Genomic DNA, 21433 nt, shown 5'->3' with positions numbered 1-21433 from the left:
GAGCGGGGCGGCCGCGGAGGTTGCACGGTCCGGGTCAATAGCGCCGGCAGATGTCGTCGGACGGGGTGTGGCACCAGCCGTCGGGCGTGGCGCGGTTGCAAGGGGTGTCGCCGAGGCACCAGCCGTCGGTGGTCTGGGTGCACGGGCCCGGGCCGAGGCACCAGCCAGGCGGGACAGCCGCGGAGGCGGTGGCCGGGACGGCGAGGGCCACCAGGGCGAACGAGCCGACGAGCAGGCCGGCGGTCAGGAATCTGCGCATACCGCCGACTCTGCCCGATTCGGGCAGCACACACCAGCGGCGACGGGAACGGCTCAGCGCCGAAGTCCCGGCGTTCACGGCGGCCCACCACCACATACGTCCGATTCGTCCGGAAGCATCCGACCCAGCCGCCGCGATCGGCTGCGCCGAAGTGTCCCGCGTTTGGGATACTCCTGCTCTGCCCGGTGAAGGGAGACGGCTGGTGGTGACTCGGGAGCACGACGTCACGGCGCGGCGGTGGCTGCAGCCGGAAGCCGGGGCCGGAACGGGCAGTGACCAGGCATTCTTCCGGAGGCGGCGCGACCTGGTCACCGTGGCCGAGCGGGCCGCGCGCTCGTTGCGGGGGCAGGTGGTCCAGTACCTCGACGTGGCGGACAACGTGGTGCGCCGGGTGACCGTGGACGTCACCGACGGCGACGAGCGGCTGGCGCGGCTGGACGTGGTCGATACCACCGCGCCGTTCGGGCTGACCGTGCGCGAACTGCAAGTGGCCACGGGCGTCGCCGGTGGGCTGGGGAACCAGGAGATCGCCGAGGCGCTCCAATGCTCACGGCGGACCGTGGCGACCCACCTCGAGCACATCTTCACCAAGACCGGCACGAATTCCCGCGTCACCGTGGCGACGCTGCTGGCCGAGCACGACGCGTACGCGGCACCGTTGCCCGCCGTGGAGCTGGTGCTGCCGGCGACACTGCTGTCCCTCCTGCGAACAAACCCCCCGGCAAGACCACGCACCACCAAACCCCGCCCCGCGCTGATCGGCGCGGTCTACGCGGCGGCCGCCGGACCCGAGGTCGTGGCGATGCGCCGCGGTGACAAGCTGGCCGTCACCGAGCTGAACGCGCGGGGCGGTGTCGCGGGGCGGCAGGTGGAGCACGTCGCGCTCGGGGCGACGCCGGAAGGCCTGCTGGACGCCGTCGAGGAGCTGACGGCGCGCGGCGTGGACGCCGTCGTGTTCGGCAACTTCCCGCTGAGCTACGCGCGCAAAGCCATCGCGACGGCCGCCGCGGCCGGGGCGCCCGTGTTGCACAGCATGACCGGGCCCGCGTTGTCCGACGACGTGCACGCCGATCCGCGCGGCCTCGGCGCCGTGTTCCAGGTCTGTTCCACCGAATCCGCTTACGTGCCAGGGCTTCTGCGCACGCTCCCCCACCTCGGCCACGGACGGCGCCGCCGGCTGGCCGTGCTGCCGCGCGAAAGCACGTTCGACGCGTCGATCCCGGAGCAGGTCGAGCGCCACGCCGCGGCGGCGGGCTGGGAGCTGGTGTTCGCCGAGCCGGTGCCCGACCACGCCCGCGATTTCAGCGCAGTCGTGCGGCAGCTGGCGCACGCGAAAGCCGACGCCGTCTCGTTGTCGAGCTTCCCGGAGCCGACGCTGCGCGCGTTCCTCACCGCCGCCGAACCGCTACGGGACCGCACGCTCGTGCACGTCGCCTGGTCGCCCGCCTCCCCCGGCTTCACGGACCGGTTCCGCTCGCTGTCCGACGGGCTGCTGTGGTCGACGGTCATCGGTCACGTCGACAGCCCCGCCTGCCACGCCTTCGAACAGCGCTATCGCGCGGCCTACGGCGGCGAACCCGGCCTGGGTGCCGCGGCGGTGCACTTCGACATGGTCAACGTGCTGGCCCAGGTGTGGAGCCAGGTCAGCCGGCCGTGGGACTTCGCGGCGGTGCGGCGGCAGCTGCGGTCGGTGGCGTCGTTCGGCGTCACCGGCGCGCACCAGTTCCTCGGCCGCGGCCAGCGCGGCCTCAGCTACCCCGACGACACCGGCGACCCGACCCGCGGCCACCCCCACCTCGTCTACCGCATCGAAGGCGGCACCCACCGCCGCCTGGCCCCGGCGCCGCTCAGCTGAGCCACGACGGCGCGGTCACCGACCCGATGCCGTCCCCGCCGTCCACGGGCACCGAACGCCCGTTGACCCACGACGCGTCCTCGCTCAGCAGCCACGCGACGGCCGCCGCGATCTCGTCGGGACGGCCCAGTCGCCCGCTCACACTGGCCGCCGCGACGCCCTCGACGTACGAGCGCGGCACGGGATTCACCCGCGAGCCGACGTCGATGAACCCGGGTGCGACGGCGTTGCAGCGGATGCCGTCGCGCCCGTGTTCCAGCGCGAAAGCCCGCACCAGCGCGTCCAACGCGGCCTTCGACGCGGCGTACACGGCGGTGCCCGGCCGCGCCCGCGTCGCCGCGCCACTGCTGACGAACACCATCGCCCCGGGCCGGCCCGCGGCCACGCAGCCCCGCACGAACTGCGCACCCGCCGCGAACGCCGAGCGCGCGTTCACCGTCAGGACCCGGTCGAAAAGCTCCTCGTCGCCGTTCGACACGGGCGCAGCCGGATACAGCCCCGCCGCGTGCACGAGCGCGTCGAACCCGCCGTGCGACTCCTGCAGCCGTGCCACCTCCGAAGCGACACCCGGCCGCGCGAGATCCAGCTCAGGCAGGTCCGCGCCGACGACCGTCCACCCGTCCGCGGTCAGCCGCGAGCCAATGGCCCGGCCGAGCCCACCGCGAGAACCCAGCAGCAGCAACGATTTCGGCACGGGTCACCGTCCTTCGAGGACCGGCCGGAACCGCCGGGCGACGTCCACGCAGCGCTCGAACCCCACGCCGAGCTCCCGGCAGCCGACGACGAACCGCTCCAGCGCCGCCATCCGCGCACCGCGCCCGACGACCTGCGGGTGCAGCGTCACCGTGGTCACGCCACCGGGCACGGTCTCCGTCATATAGCGCACGTCGCGCAGGAACCGCTCGAACATCGCGTCGGCGTCCTGCAGCCCCGGCATCACGCCCTGCGGCAGGCGCAGGTACTCCAGGTGCGGGTAGTCGTCGAGCGTCCACGACACGGGCAGCTCGACGATGGAAGAAGCGGCCCCGAATCGATAGGGACCGCCGGGGTCGCAGACGTCCCCCGAGCGCGCGAAGTACGGTTCGAAATCCGTGCCCATCAAGGAAGAGTCGTACTCCAGGCCGAGCTCACCGAGGATCTCGATCGTGCTGTCGGTGAAGTCCCAGCTCGGCGTCCGGTGCCCGGCGGGCGGCGCGCCGGTGAGCTTCTCGATCAACGCCGCCGAGCGCCGGTTCACGGCCAGCTCGGCCGCCCGATCCAAAGTGGACACCGGTTCGTGCGCGTAGCCGTGCAACGCGATCTCGTGCCCCGCCCCGGCGATCGCCGAGCACTGCGCCGGATACGTCTCCAGAGTATGCCCGGGAATGAAGAACGTCGACGGCACCGAGTGGCGGTCCAGCAGGTCCAGGATACGGCCGATCGCGTACGCGCCGAACTCCCCGCGCGACACCGGCCCGGGCGTCACCTGACCGCGCGCGATCCACAGGGAGATGGCATCGAAGTCGAACGTCAAACAGACAGTCGGGCTCATGCGACGGCGGCCTCCTCGGGCTCGAACTCGGTGCGGACACCGGCGTCGGCGGGGTTCCCGTCGAAGAGCCGGTCGAGGTCCCAGCGGGTGTAGGCGTGGCGGCTCGGCGGACCGGGCGCGATCCACAGCACCCGATCGGTCAGGTCCATGACCAGCGAGTACACCGTGCAGAACTTCTCGGACGCGGGCACGTCCGGGTCGGGGTGGCGGCAGATACCGTCCGGAAACGACCACTCGTCGCGCAGCGTCGCGACGACGTCGGCCACCCGCACGCGCCGCTCGTCCAGCGCGGGCTCCAGCAGGTGGCGGGCCCGGGCCGGTCGCAGCTGCGTCAACGCGCTCGTGGCGGCTTTCTTGTCCTGCAACGGAAGGCTCGCCTGAAAGTGGTTGGAGTGCGTGATCAACCCTTGCTCAGGCAGGAGTGTGCCGAAGACGCCGGGCGCCAGCTCGAAATCGATGGACTCGCCGCCCGCGTCGGCGAGCAGCACGTTGCCCGAGGAAATGCGCTCGACGGGCAGCAACCGCCTGTGCGCCACGGACATCGTCGGCGACTGCAGCACCCCGCGCAGCAGATAGTGGTACGGCACGCCACGCCCGCCGCGGTCGAGGTCGGAGATCAGCAGATTCGCGCACACGCCCAGGCCCGCCGAGTTGAGGCCGCTCTTGGCGAACATGCCCGCCTCGGTCAGCGACAGCACGGAGAACCCGGACTCGTCGCGGGTGGCCAGCAGGAACGTGACCTCGGCCTGCTCCGGGTGCCAGTCCCAGTTCTGCGCGAGCAACGTGTGGCCGTCGGCGGTGTAGCGCCCGAGTACGGACACCGACGTGCAGCCTTCGTCGCGGTAGCCGGTGCCGTAGAGCATTTCGGTGCGCGCGTTGAGAGCAGCGAGGCGGTGCGCCGGGTGGCCGGAACCGTCGGCCATGCCGTGGAGCATCGCGGCGATCTCGGGGACGTAGGACTCGGCGACGTCGAGGTAGATCCGGCCCCAGCGGTCGATGTCGGCGTCCGACAGGCCGGCGTCGTCGTGGAAGCGGCCGACGTAGGTGGCGAGGCTGCGTTCGATGAGCTCGGCGGTCTGCGCGCCGAGCTGCTCGCCCATCTGGCGGTAGTTGCCCTGCACGACGATCAGGCGCGGGGTGGTCATGGGGGTGCTCATTTCAGCTCGGTCCGGTAGGTCTCGGGCATCCGGCAGACGGCCACGAAGGTGATGATCGCCGCGGCGGTGGGCAGCGCGGCCACCACGAGGGCGTTGCCGGTGGCGTCGATCAGCGCGGTGGCGATGAAGCCGGCGGTACCGCCGAAGGCCATCACGGAGAAGTTGTAGCCGATGCCCAGCGCCGAGTAGCGGACGTTGGTGGGGAACAGCTCGGCCAGCGCCGCGGGCCCGGGCCCGGAGAACGCGGCGAGGACGAGCGCGATGAGGATCTGGCCGAGGTAGGCGCCGGCCGTGCTGCCGGTCTGGAACAGCCACATCACCGGGAACGTCAGCACGATGAACCCGCCGGACCCGATGAGCAGCAACGGTTTGCGCCCGATCCGGTCGGACAGCACGCCGAAGAAGTAGATGGCGACCGTCAGCACCACGAGCGCGATGAGGTTCGACGCCTCGACGGTGCCGGAGTCGAGCTTCACCTGCGTTTTCAGATGCGTCGGCAGGTAGGTGAGGAAGAAGAAGTACGCGACGGTCCAGCTCACGGTGAAGAAGAACCCCAGCGCCATGGCGGACTTCTGCGTGCGCAAGGCCAGCCGCAGCGGGCTCGCGCTCACCTCACCCGCGGCCTTCTCCGCGCGGTAGAGCGGCGTGTCTTCGAGGCCGAAGCGAAGCACGAGCGCCACGACGGCGGTCAGCGCGCCGACCAGGAACGGGATGCGCCAGCCGAAGTCCTTCATGCTCTGCTCGGTCCAGAACAGCGAGTTGAGGGCGACGACCCCGGCGGCCACGAGGAAGCCGGCGGCGGTGCTGACCTGGTTGAGGCTGCCGTAGCGACCGCGGGCCTTCGGCGGGGCGTACTCGACGAGCATCGTCGCCGACCCCGCCCACTCGCCCGCCACCGCGAAGCCCTGGAACAGCCGCAGCACCACGAGCAGGATCGGGGCGGCGAGGCCGATCGTCGCGTACCCGGGCAGCAGGCCGACCAGCACGGTCGCGGCGCCCATGAGGATCACGCTCAGGATCAGCGCGGGCCGGCGGCCGACCTTGTCGCCGATGTGGCCGAACACCACCGTGCCCACCGGTCGGGCCAGGAAGCCGACCGCGAACACGGCGAAGGTCGAGAGCAGCGACGAGAACGAGTCGCCGGCGAAGAACTGCGCGGACAGGTAGACGGCCGAGTACGCGTAGACGAGGTTGTCGTACTGCTCCAGGAGATTGCCGATGCTGCTCGAGACAACGGCTCTGAGCTGGAGTCTCGGGGCGTCCGTCTCGGTGGCGGCGTGCGCGGGGTGCACGGTCATGGTTCCTCCTCGGGAAGGGTCAGGACGCCGCCAGGTACCCGCCGTCGACGGGCACCAGCGCGCCCGTGACGAACGAGGACTCCGGGCCGGCGAGGAAGGCGAGCACGTCGGCGAGCTCGCCGATCTCACCCGCACGCGCCATCGGGGCGCCGTCGACGCGGGCGCGCAACGCGTCGGGCGGCAGGTGTTCGAGCAGCGCCGTGCGGAACACCCCGGGCAGCACCGCGTTCACGCGGATCCCCCGCGGCGCGAGCTCCACCGCGGCGACCTTGGTCAGCTGGTGCACCGCGGCCTTGCTCATCTGGTAGGCCACGGACGACGGCACGGTCCCCTCGCCCCCGGGCGGCGTGGTGACGCCGTAGATGGAGCCCACGTTCACGACCGCGCCCCGGGTGGCGGCGAGGTCGTCGGCGAAGGTCTTGATGCCGCGCCACGGGCCGAACGCGTTCACGGCCAGCACGCGGGCGAAGTCGTCGTCGGAGGTGGAGAGCAGGTCGTCGCGTGCGCTGACGCCCGCGTTGTTCACCAGCAGCCCGACCGTCCCGAAGTGCTCGTGCACGTGGTCGCGCAGCCGCTCCCACGACACCGGGTCGGTCACGTCGAGGTGCACCCGGTCTTTGTCGGCGCCGTCGAACCGCAGGTCAGCGCGGACGACCGTCGCCCCCATGCGGGCCAAGCGGTCCGCGAAGCCGGCCCCGAGCCCTCCGGCCGCACCGGTCACCACCGCCAGCGTGTCCACTGCCTCTCCTCCCGATCGACGACAGTGCCGGGGAAGGTAGGCGGGCCGGCTCGGCTCGGCATCGGTCGTTCGACCGATGTGCGGCGCCGCGGGGGTTGACTCGGCTGCGAAGATCGCAGCGACCGCTGGGGAGCCGGGATGTGGGATCTGCTGCACGCGTGGCGCGAATGGTTCGCCGGCCACGACACGGCGCAGCTGCGCGTGTTCGGCATCGCCGTGCTCTGGTGGGGCCGGTTCGGGAAGACGCTGGAGTTCGTCGGCGGGCTGACGGTGGTCATCGACCTGCTGGGACGGCAGCGGATGGAGACCATCCACGCTTCGTTGCGCCATCGCCGCCGGCGGCTCGGCCACCGGCTACCGCGGTGGGTGTGGGCCCTTCTGCGCCGCCCGGCTCCCGCCGGCGAGGTCCCGGTCCCGGCCCGCCCGGAAGCGCACGAGAAGGGGCTGCGGGTGGCGTGGTTCGCCGGCACCGCCGCGATGGCTTTTTTCCTCTTCGTCGAAACTCACTACGCGTACGCACCGCCGAACGACCCCATGCCGGTGCCGGTGGAGCTGATGATCATCGTCATCCTCTCCCCGCTGGTCGGAGGCGTTGTGCTGGGCGGCGGCGGGTACGTGCTGGGATTGCTGCTCGTCGAGGGATTCGTGGTGACCACGCTCGGGCAGCTCAAGACCAGCGAAGGTCTCGAATCGCGGCTGAAATGGATCGGCCTGGTCATCTTCGTCTTCGGGTTCTCGCTGGACCTGCTCTCGTCGTAGGGTCGGGCCATGGCGATGCTGCGGTTCGACGACGAAGGCGCGAAGCTCACCGAGCGGCTTTACGCGAGCCCCGACGTCGTGGCGCAGCGGGACACGGTGCTGGCGCGGCTGGCGCCGCGGCCGGGCGAGCGGGTGCTGGACGTCGGGTCGGGGCCGGGGTACCTGCTGGAGTCCATCGCACGGGCCGTGGGCGCGTCAGGCGCCGCGCACGGGCTGGACCCGAGTCGCGCGATGAATGAACTCGCCACCGCGCGCACACGCGAGCTGCCCTGGGTGCGGCTCGACGAGGGCGAAGCGACCGCGCTGCCCTACCCGAACGATGCGTTCGACGCGGCTGTGTCCACGCAGGTCTACGAGTACGTGCCCGATGTGCCAGGCGCGTTGGCGGAGCTGCGCCGAGTGCTTCGCCCCGGTGGGCGCGTGCTGATCCTCGACACCGACGCCGACTCGCTCGTCTGGCACACCGCCGACCGCGCACGCCACCGCCGGATTCTCGACGCCTGGGACAAGCACCTCGCGCACCCCCGGCTGCCACGCATCCTGCCGGCGCTGCTGCGGCGCGCAGGCTTCCGCGTGACCGGGCACCACGTGCACCCGATCCTGAACCTGGAGCTGACGCCCGATTCGTTCAGCGCGACGCAGATGCACATCATCGCCGACTTCGTGCCCGGCCACGGCGGCGTCACCGAGGCCGACGCCGAGGCGTGGCTCGCCGACCTGCGAGAGCGCGCCGATCGAGGCGAGTACTTCTACTGCCTCAACCGGTACCTCTTCACCGCGGAAACGGAGTGACCGGCGCGTTTCCCGCGGGCGGCTGCGAGCCGGGTGCTCACGCGCCGAAGATCAGGGCCACGATCCACACCAGAACGAAGACAACGAGTCCTGCGACCACCAAGAGCCCGACGCCGACGTACACCCACGCCACGACCACGACGATGCTCAGGTGCAGGACGTCGAACGCGCCCAGCGCCGCGAGCACGGCCAGCCCCGCCGCGGCGACGACGGTGAGGGCGATGGGCACCACCGGCACCGGGTTCAGCGGCACGATCGAGAGCAGCTCCGCCGGAACCCGCGCGGTGCGCTCCAGCGCGATCATCCCCGCCAGTACCGCACCGGCCACCAGCGCCGCGGCGAGCAGCAGGAGCAACGCCCCGTCGCGGCGGGCGGCCCGTCCGGCGCCTCGGAGACGATCTCGAGCGCGCCCCACAGGGCCGCGACCATGCCCGCCACTCCGGCGAAGCCCACGAACAGGCTGCTCGTTTCGAAGCCACGGGAACCCCACCGGCAGGCCGCCCGGTAGGACACCGTGCTCACCCACGAACCCGAGCACGATGGCGGCGCTGCCCGCCACCAGCAGCCACCAAGGAAGGCTGCCGACGGCCCCTGCCGGTGCCACTGCCGGAATCCGCCGCATTTTCCCAAATTGCGGCCCCCGTGCCGGGCAGGACAAGCCGGTTCCGGGCGTGGCTCAGCTCGCGACCTGATCTTGAGGACGGACACCCGCGCACCCGGGCCGAAAGGACCCGGAAGCCTATCGGCGGCAGTCACCATTCGATTGAGTCAGACAAAAACCAACCATCTTCGCCAATTTTCAGGTCACGACTTTCGTAGCTAACCCGCGCCCGACGCCGTCTGGTCTGCTCAGGGACAAGATCTTGCAGGTCCCCGAAGGGAGAAGGCGAATGAGGGCAGACGTGAGGCGCGTGGTGGCCGCGCTGGCCGGGGTGGTGGCGGCGGGCGTGGTGGCCGCGGCGGGGGCGCCCGCGGCGTCCGCCGGGCAGGAGCCGCTGATCGTGGGCGGGACGCCCACCACGATCGACGAGTTCCCCGCCACGGTGATCTTCAACGTGGACGGCGCGCAGCACTGCGCGGGCAGCCTGGTGGCACCGAACAAGGTGCTGACGGCCGCGCACTGCACCGACGGCGTCAAACCCTCGCAGATGGAGATCATCGGCGGGCAGACCAATTTCTCCGACACCACGGGCGAGAAGGCGGGCGTCACGGACGTCTGGCAGAACCCCGACTTCACAATGCAGGGGATGCAGCACGACAACTCCGTGCTGACGCTGGACAAGGACCTCTCCTTCAAGCCCGCCACGCTGGTGCAGTCGGCCGACGACCCGGCCTACCAGACCGGCGCCGATGTCACCGTGGTCGGCTGGGGCACCACGTCGGAGAACGGCGACGTCTCGGACGGGCTGCTGAAGGTCACCGTGCCGGTGGCCGACAACGCCACGTGCGCCGAGGCGTACGAGAAGATCGGGGACAACTTCGACAAGGCGTCGATGTTCTGCGCGGGCGTGCCGGAAGGCGGCAAGGACTCGTGCCAGGGCGACTCGGGCGGCCCGGCCTACGTCGACGGCAAGCTGGCCGGCATCGTGTCCTAGGGCCAGGGCTGTGCGCGCGAAGGGTTCCCCGGCGTCTACACCAACGTGGGCAACGACTACCAGGTCATCAGCTCCCACCTCGGCTGACCACCGCCCCGCCGGCGGGCTGCGAACGAGCCCACCGGCGGGGTAGCCTGTGCCACCACCCGACCGGCCCCACCGACGCGGCGGCCGGGCGGAGGAGGCGCGATGGAGGGCATGACCGTCCGGCTGGACACCCGCGACGTCGACCTGGCCCGCGCCCAGGTGGCCGGCTCCTACTGCCCCCACGACCTCACCCCGCGCGGCCCGGCGTTCCACGCCCGCCACGCCGAAGCGTCCGGCGACGAGCTCGGCGTCTTCTCTCTGTCCTACGGCGGCGATCGCGTGCAGGTCGATCCCGTGCCGTTCGGTGACTTCGTGCTCTTCTCCCGTCCGCTCGCCGGCGAGCTGACCATCGGAAACGACACCCGCGTCGCCGCCGGACAGACCGTCGCTCTCGACGCGCGGTCCGCGCACGCCCTCACGTTCGGTCCCGGCTGCCGGCTCCTGACCGTGAAGCTCCCCGGCAAGCTGCTCGCCCGCGCGGCGGCCGCGTCCGGCCGGGCCGCCGACATCCGTACCGGCCCGGCGCTCGACCCCGCGCCGTGGGACGCGGTCACCCGGTTCGTCGTCCGCGAGGTGCTCCCCCACGGTCTGCTGAAAGCACCGTTCGGCACGTCGGTGGCGCAGCTCGTCGCCGTCGCGGCGCTCGACTCGTTCGGCGGCTCCGCCCCCACCCGCCGGCAGAGCAGCGCAGCCGACGTCGTCCGCCGGGCCTGCGAGTACATCGAAGCCCACGCGGGCGCCGCCGTCGGCCTGCTCGACATCGCTGCCGCGGCCGACGTCGCCCCGCGCACCCTGCAGGACCACTTCCGCGAACAGCTCGGCACGTCCCCGACGGGTCGGCTGCGGCAGGTCCGCCTCGAACGCGTGCACGCGGAACTCCTGGCCGGCACGGGAAAGTCCGTGACCGAAGTCGCGACGCGCTGGGGCTTCGGCAACCTCGGGCGCTTCGCCGCCGACTACCGCCGGACGTTCGGCACCACCCCGTCCGACGACCTGCGCCGCGCCTGAGCTCCGCGCGTTCCGGCCAAGCCGCGGATTCCGGACAGCCGCGGCCAGGCGCCCGGATTACCTTCCCCGCCAGCGCATCACCGCCTGCGAAGGGAAGACGCCATGGCCACTCTCGTTCTCGTCCACGGATCCTGGCACGACGGTCCGCTCTGGGAACCTGTCGCGAAGCACCTGCGCGACCGCGGCCACGAAGTGCACACCCCGACCGTCGCGGGCCACGGCAACGGCGTGCCCAAGAACGTCGACCACAACGATTGCACGCAGTCGATCGTCGACGCCATCACCGCCGCCGACCTGCACGACGTGGTCCTGCTCGGCCACAGCTTCGGCGGCACCGTGATCGCCCGTGTCGCCGAAGAAATCCCCGAGCGGCTCAAGCGGCTGATCTTCTGGAACGCCTTCGTCCCGGCGCCGGGCAACAGCCTCAACGACGAGCTCCCGCCCCACTACCGCGAGATGTTCGCGCAGACCGCCGCCGCGAGCGACGACAACTCGGTCGCGATGCCGTTCCCCCTGTGGCGCGAGGCGTTCATCCAGGACGCCGACGCCGAGCTGGCCGCGTCGACGCACAAGGAGCTGTCCACCGAGCCGTACCAGCCGTTCCTGGACAAGCTCGACCTCACGCGCTTCTACGCGAGCGACATCCCCAAGAGCTACATCAACGCCACCGAGGACACCGCCCTGCCGCCGGGCGAATGGGGCTGGCACCCGCGGATGTCGGGCCGGCTCGGGCTGTACCGCCTCGTGCAGCTGCGCGGCAGCCACGAGGTCATGTTCACCGCACCGGACCGGCTCGCCACCGCGATCGAGGAAGCCGCCCGCGACTGACTGGTCAGGCGCCGTACGTCGCCTGAGTCACCGCGAACACGTTGCGGTTGCCCGCGCCTTCCTGGAGCGTCCACAGTAGATCCGCGTTCGCCGCGTCTTCCCAGTAAGACAGGCTTTCGCCGCTGGAGATCCACGTGTGCGTCGCCGGGCCGGTCGCCGGGGTCCAGTAGTAGAGCTTCTTCTGGCCCGAGGAGTTGAACCACCAGCGGCTGTTGTGCGAGGCGACGCCGTTGAGGTTGTACCAGGGCAGCTGCAGAGCCTCGCTCGCCGTGGTCGTGGCGGCGAACGTCGTCGCGCCCGCGGCGAACGGGAACCGGATCGCGCGCGGGGCGCGGTTCGGGTACGCGGTGCAACCGGACTGGCAGGTGTACTCCGCCATCACGATCGACTTGCTCACGCGGTCGAGCGAGATCGACGACCACGCGAGGTTGGTGCCCGACGTGGTCTTCGAGGTGATCGTGCCGACCTGCGGCAGCACGTAGGCGTAGTTGTGGGCGTAGTACACGCTGCCGGTCTCGTGCCCGATCTGCCCGGCCGTGCCGCCGGTGTTGGTCTTGAGGATCTTGCGCAGGTCGAACACGCGCATGCCGTGCCCGGTGTCGGCGACGTAGAGGTAGTCGCCGTACCAGGACACGCCGCCGGCGTGGATCGGGATGTCCTTGAAGTCCGGCGCGGCCGCGGTGCCGGTCGGCTCGACGAGGAGGATCTTGCGGTACTTGTTCGGGTACGTCGCGTCCCAGTCGACGAGCGTGATGCGGCTTCGCGCCTGGTCGCCGTCACAGCCGTCCTTGGTGTACCAGCTCACGAGCACGAGCTGGTGGCCGTCGTAGTTGCCGCTGTTCGCGGTGCCGACGGCATCGCGGCTGGTGGTGATGCCCTGCGGGTAGTTGGCGCAGTCGGAGTTGTCCGCGCTGTCGAAGCGGAACCCGTCGGACAGCCCGGCGACCGACACCGACGACGGCAGCGCCGTGCGGTCGTGGTTCGCGTTGTCCATCACCGTGTGCACGGCGGCGGTGCCCAAGGTCGAGACCAGCGCGGTGTTCACGGCGTCGAACTGGTGGTAATCCGCGCTCAGGGTGTACTGACTCGTGGGCAGATTCGTGGGCGCCGTCGCCGCGAGCGCCGGCGGCGACGCCACCACCGCTCCCCCGACGAGCACCGCGGCGGCGACCACCGCCCGCGAAGCAACCAGAACACGACGACGCACCGACATGAGACCCCCCAGGACTCGAAGCTACGGTCGCGGCCACGCTAGGCGCGGGTGGCGGGGTTCCGCAATACCCCTAATGCCGCCCTGGGGTCACAGCGAGTCAGGGGTACACCCGCCGGTCGCGCACTGTCCACTCAGTACTCATCTGCCGGTCGGGTCAGGGCGCCGACACCACGGGCGAGTATTCGGCTGCTGTGACACTGTTGCGCGGCAGGCGCGCCGCGATCCCGACAACCGGTTTTCACCGGTGGTGAAGCCGTTTGTTCACAGCAGAGCCACTTCCACGCTCGTATCCGCAGCAGGCCCGACACACCGCACCGATTCGCGCCGCGCAGGTCACGGCTCATTCGCCGGCGGCATCAACGCGAACAAACCCCGCCGACCCGACAACGGATCCTCCGCCGCCGTGACCCCGTTGCGCGCCAGCAAGGCCGCCTCCGCCCCCGTCGCGGCGGCGTGCCCGAGCTGCGCCGCGCCGAGTGGTGTGCCCTTCACCGCGGCCAGCCCAGAGGCCTGTGTCGCCGCGATTCCGATGGCGTGGCGCAGGGCCGGGCCGTGCAGGTCGAGGACGCGGGCCGCCGCCGCGGCCGCGGCGACAGTGCCCGCCGTGGTTTCGAGGCACCAGCCCGCGGCGGCGTGGTCCGGGCCGAGGCCGTCGGCCACCGCGCGGGCGACCGCGTAGCCGGCAACGCCGCCCGGCGCGAACAACGACAACCCCGCGCCGGTCCGTTGCGAAAATCGCAACGGTCAGCCGCTGCCCCGCGCCACCGCGACGCTCGTGAGCGCCCGCACAATCGGCGTGACAGTGGATTTCTTGTGGTGTGCCAGGAAAATCGTACGGTGACAGCCCTCGTCGGCGATCGGGATCCGCACGACGCGCGGATGGTGGTGATCGGCCATCCGGCCCGGCACCACGGAAACGCCGAGCCCCGCGCCGACCATCGACTCGACGACGAACGGGTCGCTGCCCTCCACTGTCACGCGCGGCACGAACCCGGCACGGGCGCACGCATCGGCCAGGTGCGCGCGGCTGCTCGCGCCGAGCGCCATGGCGACGAACGACCGGTCCTTCGTTTCGCGCAGGTGCACCACTTCGTGCCTGGTCAGCGGATCCCCGATCGACACCGCGAGCAGCAGGGGTTCGGTGAACAGCGGCAGCACCACCACGTCGGGGTCGGCCGGGGCGGCCGAGCCGAGCACCACGTCGGCGTCGCCGCGCAGCAGGTGGGTGACCGCGTCCGTCGCGGAGCTCTGGTGGCAGCGGAACCTCAGGTCGGGGTGGCGTTCGAGGAGGCCCGCCAGCACCTCCGGCACGAAGCCGAGCCCGAGGGAGAACGTGTGCGCGATGCGCAGCACCTGCCGCAGATCCCCTGAAGCGGCACGCGTGGTGACGATCGCGTCGGCGCGCCTGCGCAGCACCGAGCTCGCCTCGCGCGCGAGCACCCGGCCGGCGTCGCGCAGCCGGACGCGGCGCCCGTGCTGCTCGACGAGGTCGACCCCCAGCTTGCGCTCCAGCGCGCGGACGCTGCGCTGCACCGTCGTCGCGTTGACGCCGAGCTCCTCCGCCGCGCGGACGAAGTGCTCGTTCCGGGCGAACGCGAGGAAAACCTCGAAGTCGCGAAAGGACACTTCGTCGCTCACCACAGTTGTTCTACCCGTTGCGCGGCGGCGCGGGCAGCAGGCCTCGCCGGGCGGGGCAGGAGCGTTGACTCACAGCTCACAGGGTCTTGTACCGATCGGTCGGTACGGCTATAGTTCCGCGCAACATCCCAGGTCACAGGCTTGAAGATCGCCGGCCTGGTCCGTCCGCCGCTGGTCCGGGACCGGTGGCGGCCACCACTGGCGCGCCGTTCGCGCGCCGTCTCCCCCGATGACGTTGGAGGTAGTTGTGGTTGTCGAGCAGCAGCAGGCGACGCGGGTCAGACCCGCGCGCGTGGCGTTCGCGAGTTTCGTCGGGACCGCCGTCGAGTGGTATGACTTCTTCCTCTTCGGCTCGGCGGCCACACTCGTTTTCAACGCCCAGTTCTTCCCCACGCTCAACCCGCTGGCCGGCACCCTGGCGGCCTTCGCGACGTTCGGGGTCGCCTTCGTGGCGCGCCCGCTCGGCGGCATCGTGTTCGGCCACTTCGGCGACCGGATCGGCCGCAAGCGGATGCTCTTCCTGTCGCTGCTGCTGATGGGCGGCGGCACGGTCGCCATCGGCCTGTTGCCGACGTACGGCCAGATCGGCGTCGCCGCACCGATCCTGCTGGTGCTCGTGCGGCTGCTGCAGGGCTTCGCCGTCGGCGGCGAGTGGGGCGGCGCGGTGCTGATGGCCGTCGAACACGCCCCGCCGCACCGGCGCGCGTTCTACGGCAGCTGGCCGCAGGCCGGGGTGCCCGCGGGTCTCGTGCTGTCGGCGTCGGCGTTCCTCGCGGTGCAGCAACTGCCGAAGGACCAGCTGCTGAGCTGGGGCTGGCGCCTGCCGTTCCTGGCGAGTGCGGTGCTCATCCTCGTCGGACTGTACGTGCGGTCGCGGCTCGAGGAGTCCCCGGAGTTCAAGCGCCCCGACGTGCCCACGTTTCCTTTGCGGGACACCCTGCGACGGTCACTGCGCGCGGTGCTCGTCGGGATTTTCGCGCAGGCGGGCACGAACGTCCCGTTCTACATCGCGAGCGTTTTCGTGCTGTCGTACGGGCCGAACTCCGCGGGGGTGTCCCGGGGCACGGTGCTGACCTGCCTCATCGTGGCTTCACTGGTCGACATCGCGGCCGTGCCCTTGGTCGCCATTCTCGCCGACCGCATCGGCCGCCGGAAGGTCCTCCTCGGCGGCGCGGTGTACTCGGCCGCCGTCGCGTTCCCCTTCTTCTGGCTCCTCGACTCAGGCGCGCCGGCCGCGGTGCTGCTCGCGATGTTCCTGCTCGCAACCCTGGGCCACGCCACCACCTACAGCGCCATGGCCGGCTTCCTCGCCGAGCTGTTCGGCGCGGAACACCGCTACACGGGCGTTTCGGTCGCGTACCAGGTCGGCGGCTTGATCACGAGCGGCCCGGCGCCGTTCATCGCGGCCGCGTTGTTCGCGGGGTTCGGCGGGTCGTGGGTGATCGCGCTGTACATCGTGGTGGCGTGCGCGATCACTTTCACCGCCCTGCTGCTGGCTCCCCGCCGGAATTGACCGCGCGCAGGACGACGTCGCGGGTGTGGTGAGTGCCCTCCGGCCCCGGCCTGTTCCGGGGCCGGGACTCGTGGACCAGGATCGTCCACTCGCCGCCGAGGAGCCGCGCGATCTCGTCGGGCCGGTAGTAGCCGGCGTAGTCCACGCCCTCGTCGCCGGGATCGTGCCCGGCGACGAGCAGCGTGCCCCCGGGCGCGACCGAGGCGAGCAACCGGTGCAGCGCCTCGTGCTCCGGCCGGCGCGGCAGCGCGAAGTACTTTGTTGCCGAAACGGCAATGCCCCTCGCGATGCCCGGTAGGCTCCCGTCGTGCCGGAATTCGCTTGGGTCGAACTCGACTGGGAGCTCCAGCGCGAACTGTGGGCCGAGTTCGCCACCGAATTCGGCTTCCGGCGCGGCCCCGATCCGGCCTCCTGGCCGGCGATCAAGGAGCCGGCGTCGTCGGTGTGCTGGGCGCTCGGTCCGGCGCCGATGCAGCCAGTCGCGCAACTCGTGTGCGACGTCCTGCGCGCCTGCACCGAATACTGGGACTCGGTGTTCTCACACGACTCCGCGCACCCGTCGACTCAGTACCGGCCGCACCGCGTCACGGACATCACGGACCTCGACGGCTGGGAGTACACCCACTACCCCAACGGGGACTACCTGATCTTCGTGTCGAAAGACCTGTCGTTCGGCGTCGTCGGCGATCACCACGAGAAGAGCCTGTGTTTCTTCGGTGAGACCGCCGTGCGGGCGGCCATCGAGCTGAACCGCGGGATTCTCGGCCCCCTGCTCCGCCGTGACGGGCAACGCGTCAACTCAGGCTCAACGACCGAACAGTGACGTCACCAGGGTTTCCGCGATTTCGCGCAGCTCGTCCGGCTCGTAGCGCACCCGTTCCATCACCGCGAGACCGCGCGTGGTGCTCACGACGAGCCGGGCGGCGCCGTGGAGGTCCACGGGGGACTCGACGCCGTCGTCCAGAGTGGACAGTTTGGCGTACACGAGGGTTTCCAGCTCGTCCAGCAAGGCCCGCACGGCGGACTCCGCGCGCGGCGACTCCGTGGCCGCTTCGATGGCGGTGCGGGTGGAGAGGCAGCCGTGGGCCGGGGTGCCGGCGGTGAAAGTCTCGATGCAGTAGTCGAAGAACGACAGGAGGGCCGCGCGTTTCGTCGGCCGGTCGAGGGCCGCGGAGGCGCCGGCGAGGAAGTCGGCCGTGTATTCGCCGAAGGCGCGCAGGAAGATTTCTTCCTTGCCGCCGTAGGCGTTGTACAGGGAGCCGCGCTGGACGCCGGTGCCGGTGGCCAGGTCGAGCATCGACGTGGCGCGGAAGCCGCGGTCGGTGAAGACGTCGAGGGCGCGTGAGAGAGCCTCGCGCTCGTCGAACTGGCGTACGCCCGCCATGGAACCCCTTTCCCCTACCCGCCGGCCAGCCTAGTCGGCTCCGGAACATCGAAGACGCCGTGCCGCGTGAGCAGCCCCGCCAGCCGGCCCATCGCCGCCGCCAGCAGAATCGGCGGCAACAGGTCGAGCCCGCTGAGCTCGACCGCCAGCACGACGGCCGTCGCCGGTGCCCTCGACGCCGCGGCCAGGCACGCGGCCATCCCCGCCGCGGCGCCGCCCGCGATGGGCAGTGCCGAGCCCACCGTCGCCCCGACGAACAACGCGGGCCCGATCGTCCCGACCACCCCGCCCGCCCCGACGGTCACGCCCGTCGCGACGACCTTCACCACCGCCAGCACCAGCAACACACTCAGGCCGCCCGCCGCGGCCCCCGGCTGCCCGACGCCGGCGACACCGGGCACCGCGAACACGAGCAGCCCGACGGCCACCCCGCAGACAACAGCGCGGACCCAGCCAGAGCAGGCCCAGTGAACGAGAGTCCCGAGCCGGTCCGGCCGAGCAGCACCCACCGCGGCACGAGCATCGCCAGAACAAGAGCCACCGGCGACAACTCCAGGTCGGCCCGGGCCATCAGCCTCGCCCACCCGGTCCTCGTCGGCAACGAGACGCCGCGAGCCGGCCACCCCGCGAACCCACCCGGACCAAGCCCCACCGACGTACAACGACCACGCCAGCACCACACCGAACAGCCCCGCCACCACACCACCGAACGGAGACCCGCCCACCGCGACATCCGGCAGCCGCAGCGGTTCGCCCGGCAGCACCCAGCCCGTCAGCGCACCCGCGGCCGAGCCGATCGCCACCGCGACGAGCTCCGCCCCGCCGAGGCCCTCGACGAGCACCTCCGCCACGAGCACCACGCCCGCCAGCGGCGCGCCGAACGAAGCCGCCACCCCGCCCGCCACGGCGGCAGCCGCGACGGGACGCACCGAAGCAGGAGGCAGCCGCACCGCGCGGGCCAAAGCCGACCCCAGCGCCGCCGAGATGTGGACGACCGGGCCTTCCGCGCCACCCGAACCGCCGGAGCCGAGCATCGCGCCGGACGCCAGCGCCTTGGCGCCCGCGACCCGTCCGCGCAGGGGCGGGCCCGCGAACGCCTGGCGCACCTGCGGAATCCCGCCGCCACCGGCGTCCGGTACGAAGCGCACCACCGCCACGCACAGCAGCGCTCCGGCGACCGGCGCGAGCACGACGACGGCGGGCGGCGCACCGGCCACCAGCGACCGGAGCGCGCCCACCGTCTGTCCGAACGCAACAGCCGCGACCCCGGCGACCGCGCCGGCCAGAGCGGCCGCGAGGAGCAGCGGGCCCGAGCGCACCCGTCAGGCCGCGTTCAGGCGCTGGTGCAGCTCGTACGAAGCCCGCTCGACGTGGTTGTGCACGAGCTTGCCGTCTTCGATCTCCCACACGGCGGTGCCACTGAAGGAGATGGGCCGACCGTCCGGTTCGGACCCGAGCACACCGTTGTTGCGCCCGTGCACGTGCCACCGCGAGGCGACGCGGCTGCCGTCGTGGTTCTCGAACGTTTCGACGATCTCCAGCTCCAGGTCGTGCACCTGCTCGAGGAACGCGCCGATCCAGGCCTTGAAGTTCTCGCGGCCCTCGATGCGCACGCCCGCGTTGGTGATCACAAAGTCCTCGACCACGAAATCGTCGGCCGCTTCCGGGTTGTGCGCGTTCCAGACTTCGTTCCAGAACGATTCGACCAGCTCCGCCGAGTTCGGCATGGTGACCTCCAGAGTCATGTTTGACATTGCTGTCAAAGATAGCTCCGCAACGGCGGCACCGGGCCTGTTTGCGAGCAGCACCACACCGACGTGGCTAGCCGGCGAAGGCGTCGTCGAACCGGTAGCCGTCCAGCAGCTCCCGTGCGGCCACCAGGTACTGGATCGTGGGCGTGCCCTCCTCCAGCCAGTTGAGGCGCGCGTCGCGATACAACCGCTCGATCGGGTACTTGCGCGTGTAGCCGATGCCGCCGTGCACCAGCAGCGCCCGGTCGGTGACTCGCCCGACGGCCTCCAGCCCGAACTGCTTCAGCAGCGACGACTCGGCCGGGATCCGCTTGCCGGCGTCCCACTTGGCCGCGGCGTCGGCCAGCATGCCGCGCAGCGCGTACACGTCGGCCGCCATCTCCGCGAGGTAGCGCTGGATCGCCTGCCGCGACGCGATCGGCTTGCCGAACGTCACCCGTTCCTGCGAGTACTTCACCGAAAGCTCGAGCGCCCGCGTCGCCGTGCCGAGCGAAGACGCCGCGATGAACACCCGGCTGACCTCCAGCGCCCGCTCCAGGTGCGCACCGCCCTCACCTTCGGCGCCGACCAGCGAAGACGCGGGCACCCGCACGTCGGTGAACGTCAGCTCGCCGTGCTCGGCACCCTTGCAACCCATGGTCTCCGGCAGCGGCGCGATGGTGAACCCGGGCGCGTCCCGCGGCACGAGGAGGGCGGAAACGTCCACATCGGACGTCTTCGCGAACACCAGGAAGTGCGAGGCGATGTCGGAGTTGGTGATGAGCCACTTGCGCCCGTTCAGCACGTACTCGTCACCTTCGCGACGCGCCACAGTGGACAGATCGGCGCCAGTCCCGTTGCCGGGTTCGGTGAGCGCGAACGCCAGGGACTTCTCCCCCGTCGCCGCGCCCGGCAGGATCTCGTTCTTCTGTGCGGTGCTCCCGATCTCCGACAACGCGTGGGCGAACGAGTTGTGGACGTGCACGATCGCGCGGATCCCGCCCTGGATCTTGGCGAATTCGGCGAGGATCGGCAGGTACTGCGCGATCGACAGGCCGGAGCCGCCGTACTCGCGCGGGACGATCAGGCCGAACGCGCCGCAGGCGCGCAGCGCCGGCAGCACGATGTCGTAGGGAATCTTCTCGGTGTCCTCGATCCGGTGCTCCAGCGGGTCGAGCTCCTCCCAGATCGTGGCGAAGACGGCGTCGCGCAGCTTGCGGTAGTCGTCGGCGGGCAGGCCAGTGCTCATCGGTTCCTCCTCGATTTCACGGTCTTGGATTTCACAGTCTTGGATTTCGCAGTCCTGGATCTCACAACGTCCAGCCGCCGTCGGCGGCGAGTACCGTGCCCGTGCAGAACGTGGCGTCTTCGGCGAGGAACACCGCGGCGCGGGCGATCTCCTCGACGGTGCCGAAGCGGCCGAGCACGGTGGCGTCGGCGATCTTCCGCCGCGCGCCGTCGGGGATCGCGGCGGTCAGGTCGGTCTCCACGAACCCGGGCGCCAGCACGTTCACGCGCACCCCTTGGGGCGCAAGCTCTTTCGCGAGCGATCGGGCGAAGCCCACCGCAGCGGCCTTCACACTCGCGTACGCGGTGTCACCGGGGAAGCCGACCGTTCCGACGGCGGACCCGACGAGCACGACGCTGGGGTTCGCGCCCTCGGCCAGCCACGGGATCGCCGCGCGCACCAGCGCGGCCGTGCTGCGCAAGTTCTCCTCGATCACGCGCCACCAGTCGCCGAGGTCGACGCGGGCGAGCTTGCCGCCCTGCCACACCGCGGCGTTGAGCACGAGCGAGTCGAGCCGGCCCCAGTGCCGGGCGACCTGCTCGACGAGCGCTTCGGCCGTATCGGGCACCGCGAGGTCGAAAGCCACGGGCAGCACCCGGCCGGGCGCGTCCGCGGCCAGCTTCCCGACGCGGTCCCCGCCGGAGCGATACGTGCCGGCGACCCGGAGCCCCCGGTCGAGCAGCTGCCGCGCGATGCCCTCGCCGATCCCCCGCGAAGCACCGGTGACCAGCGCGACTCTGGTGTCTTCTGCATTCATGG

The 21433-nt window shown here is 71.2% G+C and carries 24 protein-coding genes; 8 read left to right on the top strand and 16 right to left on the bottom strand.

Translation table 11 applies throughout. From position 1 onward, the window contains the following. Window positions 1-34 precede the first annotated feature (34 nt). The gene (locus K1T34_RS37480) at window positions 35-259 is read right to left on the bottom strand and encodes a hypothetical protein (protein WP_220239458.1); all 225 of its coding nucleotides are present in this window, start codon (window positions 257-259) and stop codon (window positions 35-37) included. A gap of 202 nt (window positions 260-461) precedes the next feature. On the opposite strand from K1T34_RS37480, the gene K1T34_RS37475 reads away from it, so the two are divergent. Then, window positions 462-2114 (top strand): ABC transporter substrate-binding protein, encoded by a 1653-nt coding sequence (locus K1T34_RS37475; protein ID WP_220239457.1) that lies wholly within the window; start codon window positions 462-464, stop codon window positions 2112-2114. Here K1T34_RS37475 and K1T34_RS37470 read toward each other — a convergent pair. The 5 genes from K1T34_RS37470 to K1T34_RS37450 are packed head-to-tail and all read right to left on the bottom strand — an operon-like array spanning window position 2107 to window position 6839. After that, complete coding sequence (locus K1T34_RS37470; RefSeq protein ID WP_220239456.1) at window positions 2107-2808, bottom strand: SDR family NAD(P)-dependent oxidoreductase; 702 nt, start codon at window positions 2806-2808, stop codon at window positions 2107-2109. The genes K1T34_RS37475 and K1T34_RS37470 overlap by 8 nt on opposite strands. Before the next feature lie 3 nt (window positions 2809-2811). Further along, complete coding sequence (locus K1T34_RS37465) at window positions 2812-3645, bottom strand: polysaccharide deacetylase (RefSeq protein WP_220239455.1); 834 nt, start codon at window positions 3643-3645, stop codon at window positions 2812-2814. Next, on the bottom strand, window positions 3642-4790 hold the full coding sequence (locus K1T34_RS37460) for a C45 family peptidase (RefSeq protein WP_255637831.1): 1149 nt from the start codon (window positions 4788-4790) through the stop codon (window positions 3642-3644). Before K1T34_RS37460 ends, K1T34_RS37465 begins: the two co-directional genes overlap by 4 nt. Window positions 4791-4798: 8 nt before the next feature. Next, on the bottom strand, window positions 4799-6100 hold the full coding sequence (locus tag K1T34_RS37455; RefSeq protein WP_220239453.1) for an MFS transporter: 1302 nt from the start codon (window positions 6098-6100) through the stop codon (window positions 4799-4801). Between the two features lie 19 nt (window positions 6101-6119). Continuing rightward, window positions 6120-6839: an SDR family NAD(P)-dependent oxidoreductase gene (locus K1T34_RS37450; RefSeq protein ID WP_255637830.1), complete on the bottom strand. Its 720-nt coding sequence runs from the start codon at window positions 6837-6839 to the stop codon at window positions 6120-6122. Window positions 6840-6977: 138 nt separating this feature from the next. Between K1T34_RS37450 and K1T34_RS37445 the strand changes: the two genes are divergently transcribed. Both K1T34_RS37445 and K1T34_RS37440 read left to right on the top strand, forming a co-directional pair. Further along, window positions 6978-7598, top strand: coding sequence for a hypothetical protein (locus K1T34_RS37445; RefSeq protein ID WP_255637829.1), 621 nt, complete (start codon window positions 6978-6980; stop codon window positions 7596-7598). Window positions 7599-7607: 9 nt separating this feature from the next. After that, window positions 7608-8390: a methyltransferase domain-containing protein gene (locus tag K1T34_RS37440; RefSeq protein ID WP_220239450.1), complete on the top strand. Its 783-nt coding sequence runs from the start codon at window positions 7608-7610 to the stop codon at window positions 8388-8390. 37 nt (window positions 8391-8427) lie between these two features. Here the strand turns inward: K1T34_RS37440 and K1T34_RS37435 are convergent, their stop codons facing one another. Continuing rightward, window positions 8428-8805, bottom strand: coding sequence for a hypothetical protein (locus K1T34_RS37435; protein WP_220239449.1), 378 nt, complete (start codon window positions 8803-8805; stop codon window positions 8428-8430). 475 nt (window positions 8806-9280) lie between these two features. On the opposite strand from K1T34_RS37435, the gene K1T34_RS37430 reads away from it, so the two are divergent. The 3 genes from K1T34_RS37430 (at window position 9281) to K1T34_RS37420 (ending at window position 11908) form a co-directional block, all read left to right on the top strand. Next, a complete protein-coding gene (locus tag K1T34_RS37430; RefSeq protein WP_220239448.1) occupies window positions 9281-9985 on the top strand; it encodes a trypsin-like serine protease in 705 nt (234 codons plus the stop codon). A 189-nt stretch (window positions 9986-10174) separates the two neighbouring features. After that, on the top strand, window positions 10175-11080 hold the full coding sequence (locus K1T34_RS37425) for an AraC family transcriptional regulator (protein WP_220239447.1): 906 nt from the start codon (window positions 10175-10177) through the stop codon (window positions 11078-11080). Between the two features lie 102 nt (window positions 11081-11182). After that, window positions 11183-11908 carry an alpha/beta fold hydrolase gene (locus K1T34_RS37420; RefSeq protein WP_220239446.1) on the top strand — a complete coding sequence of 242 codons (726 nt, stop codon included), beginning with the start codon at window positions 11183-11185 and terminating at the stop codon, window positions 11906-11908. Window positions 11909-11912: 4 nt separating this feature from the next. Here the strand turns inward: K1T34_RS37420 and K1T34_RS37415 are convergent, their stop codons facing one another. The 3 genes from K1T34_RS37415 to K1T34_RS37405 all read right to left on the bottom strand — a co-directional run bounded on the left by K1T34_RS37415 (window position 11913) and on the right by K1T34_RS37405 (window position 14759). After that, the gene (locus K1T34_RS37415) at window positions 11913-13115 is read right to left on the bottom strand and encodes a hypothetical protein (RefSeq protein ID WP_370643463.1); all 1203 of its coding nucleotides are present in this window, start codon (window positions 13113-13115) and stop codon (window positions 11913-11915) included. 339 nt (window positions 13116-13454) lie between these two features. Next, complete coding sequence (locus K1T34_RS37410; protein ID WP_220239444.1) at window positions 13455-13862, bottom strand: MmgE/PrpD family protein; 408 nt, start codon at window positions 13860-13862, stop codon at window positions 13455-13457. A gap of 3 nt (window positions 13863-13865) precedes the next feature. Continuing rightward, a complete protein-coding gene (locus tag K1T34_RS37405) occupies window positions 13866-14759 on the bottom strand; it encodes a LysR substrate-binding domain-containing protein (protein ID WP_220239443.1) in 894 nt (297 codons plus the stop codon). A 229-nt stretch (window positions 14760-14988) separates the two neighbouring features. Here K1T34_RS37405 and K1T34_RS37400 point away from each other — a divergent pair, with 229 nt between their 5' ends. Further along, window positions 14989-16272: an MFS transporter gene (locus K1T34_RS37400; RefSeq protein ID WP_255637828.1), complete on the top strand. Its 1284-nt coding sequence runs from the start codon at window positions 14989-14991 to the stop codon at window positions 16270-16272. Here the strand turns inward: K1T34_RS37400 and K1T34_RS37395 are convergent. Further along, the gene (locus K1T34_RS37395; RefSeq protein WP_220239442.1) at window positions 16238-16483 is read right to left on the bottom strand and encodes a hypothetical protein; all 246 of its coding nucleotides are present in this window, start codon (window positions 16481-16483) and stop codon (window positions 16238-16240) included. The genes K1T34_RS37400 and K1T34_RS37395 overlap by 35 nt on opposite strands. A 96-nt stretch (window positions 16484-16579) precedes the next feature. Here K1T34_RS37395 and K1T34_RS37390 point away from each other — a divergent pair, with 96 nt between their 5' ends. Then, the gene (locus K1T34_RS37390) at window positions 16580-17095 is read left to right on the top strand and encodes a DUF2716 domain-containing protein (protein ID WP_220239441.1); all 516 of its coding nucleotides are present in this window, start codon (window positions 16580-16582) and stop codon (window positions 17093-17095) included. Here the strand turns inward: K1T34_RS37390 and K1T34_RS37385 are convergent. From K1T34_RS37385 to K1T34_RS37365, 5 genes are all read right to left on the bottom strand, one after another. After that, the gene (locus K1T34_RS37385) at window positions 17078-17656 is read right to left on the bottom strand and encodes a TetR/AcrR family transcriptional regulator (protein ID WP_220239440.1); all 579 of its coding nucleotides are present in this window, start codon (window positions 17654-17656) and stop codon (window positions 17078-17080) included. The genes K1T34_RS37390 and K1T34_RS37385 overlap by 18 nt on opposite strands. A gap of 14 nt (window positions 17657-17670) precedes the next feature. Then, entirely contained in the window at window positions 17671-18975 is a 1305-nt protein-coding gene (locus K1T34_RS37380; RefSeq protein ID WP_220239439.1) for a chloride channel protein, read from the bottom strand. Between the two features lie 3 nt (window positions 18976-18978). Beyond that, the gene (locus K1T34_RS37375) at window positions 18979-19410 is read right to left on the bottom strand and encodes an ester cyclase (RefSeq protein WP_255637827.1); all 432 of its coding nucleotides are present in this window, start codon (window positions 19408-19410) and stop codon (window positions 18979-18981) included. Window positions 19411-19477: 67 nt separating this feature from the next. Continuing rightward, window positions 19478-20635: an acyl-CoA dehydrogenase family protein gene (locus K1T34_RS37370; protein ID WP_220239438.1), complete on the bottom strand. Its 1158-nt coding sequence runs from the start codon at window positions 20633-20635 to the stop codon at window positions 19478-19480. A gap of 61 nt (window positions 20636-20696) precedes the next feature. Next, window positions 20697-21431, bottom strand: a complete 735-nt coding sequence (locus K1T34_RS37365; protein ID WP_220239437.1) for an SDR family NAD(P)-dependent oxidoreductase — start codon at window positions 21429-21431, stop codon at window positions 20697-20699. Between the last annotated feature and the right edge of the window lie 2 nt (window positions 21432-21433).

This window comes from Amycolatopsis sp. DSM 110486, assembly GCF_019468465.1.
In the GTDB taxonomy this organism is placed as follows: domain Bacteria; phylum Actinomycetota; class Actinomycetes; order Mycobacteriales; family Pseudonocardiaceae; genus Amycolatopsis.
The sequence above is the reverse complement of the archived record's forward strand: the minus strand, read 5'-3'. Positions and strand labels throughout refer to the sequence as shown.

Bases quoted from the DNA above. Each gene is read 5' to 3' on its own strand.
- K1T34_RS37370 (WP_220239438.1), bottom strand. From the start codon at position 20,635: ATGAGCACTGGCCTGCCCGCCGACGACTACCGCAAGCTGCGCGACGCC.
- K1T34_RS37480 (WP_220239458.1), bottom strand. From the start codon at position 259: ATGCGCAGATTCCTGACCGCCGGCCTGCTCGTCGGCTCGTTCGCCCTG.
- K1T34_RS37440 (WP_220239450.1), top strand. From the start codon at position 7,608: ATGGCGATGCTGCGGTTCGACGACGAAGGCGCGAAGCTCACCGAGCGG.
- K1T34_RS37445 (WP_255637829.1), top strand. From the start codon at position 6,978: ATGTGGGATCTGCTGCACGCGTGGCGCGAATGGTTCGCCGGCCACGAC.
- K1T34_RS37365 (WP_220239437.1), bottom strand. From the start codon at position 21,431: ATGAATGCAGAAGACACCAGAGTCGCGCTGGTCACCGGTGCTTCGCGG.
- K1T34_RS37455 (WP_220239453.1), bottom strand. From the start codon at position 6,100: ATGACCGTGCACCCCGCGCACGCCGCCACCGAGACGGACGCCCCGAGA.
- K1T34_RS37385 (WP_220239440.1), bottom strand. From the start codon at position 17,656: ATGGCGGGCGTACGCCAGTTCGACGAGCGCGAGGCTCTCTCACGCGCC.
- K1T34_RS37425 (WP_220239447.1), top strand. From the start codon at position 10,175: ATGGAGGGCATGACCGTCCGGCTGGACACCCGCGACGTCGACCTGGCC.
- K1T34_RS37400 (WP_255637828.1), top strand. From the start codon at position 14,989: ATGACGTTGGAGGTAGTTGTGGTTGTCGAGCAGCAGCAGGCGACGCGG.
- K1T34_RS37460 (WP_255637831.1), bottom strand. From the start codon at position 4,790: ATGACCACCCCGCGCCTGATCGTCGTGCAGGGCAACTACCGCCAGATG.
- K1T34_RS37375 (WP_255637827.1), bottom strand. From the start codon at position 19,410: ATGTCAAACATGACTCTGGAGGTCACCATGCCGAACTCGGCGGAGCTG.
- K1T34_RS37465 (WP_220239455.1), bottom strand. From the start codon at position 3,645: ATGAGCCCGACTGTCTGTTTGACGTTCGACTTCGATGCCATCTCCCTG.
- K1T34_RS37420 (WP_220239446.1), top strand. From the start codon at position 11,183: ATGGCCACTCTCGTTCTCGTCCACGGATCCTGGCACGACGGTCCGCTC.
- K1T34_RS37430 (WP_220239448.1), top strand. From the start codon at position 9,281: ATGAGGGCAGACGTGAGGCGCGTGGTGGCCGCGCTGGCCGGGGTGGTG.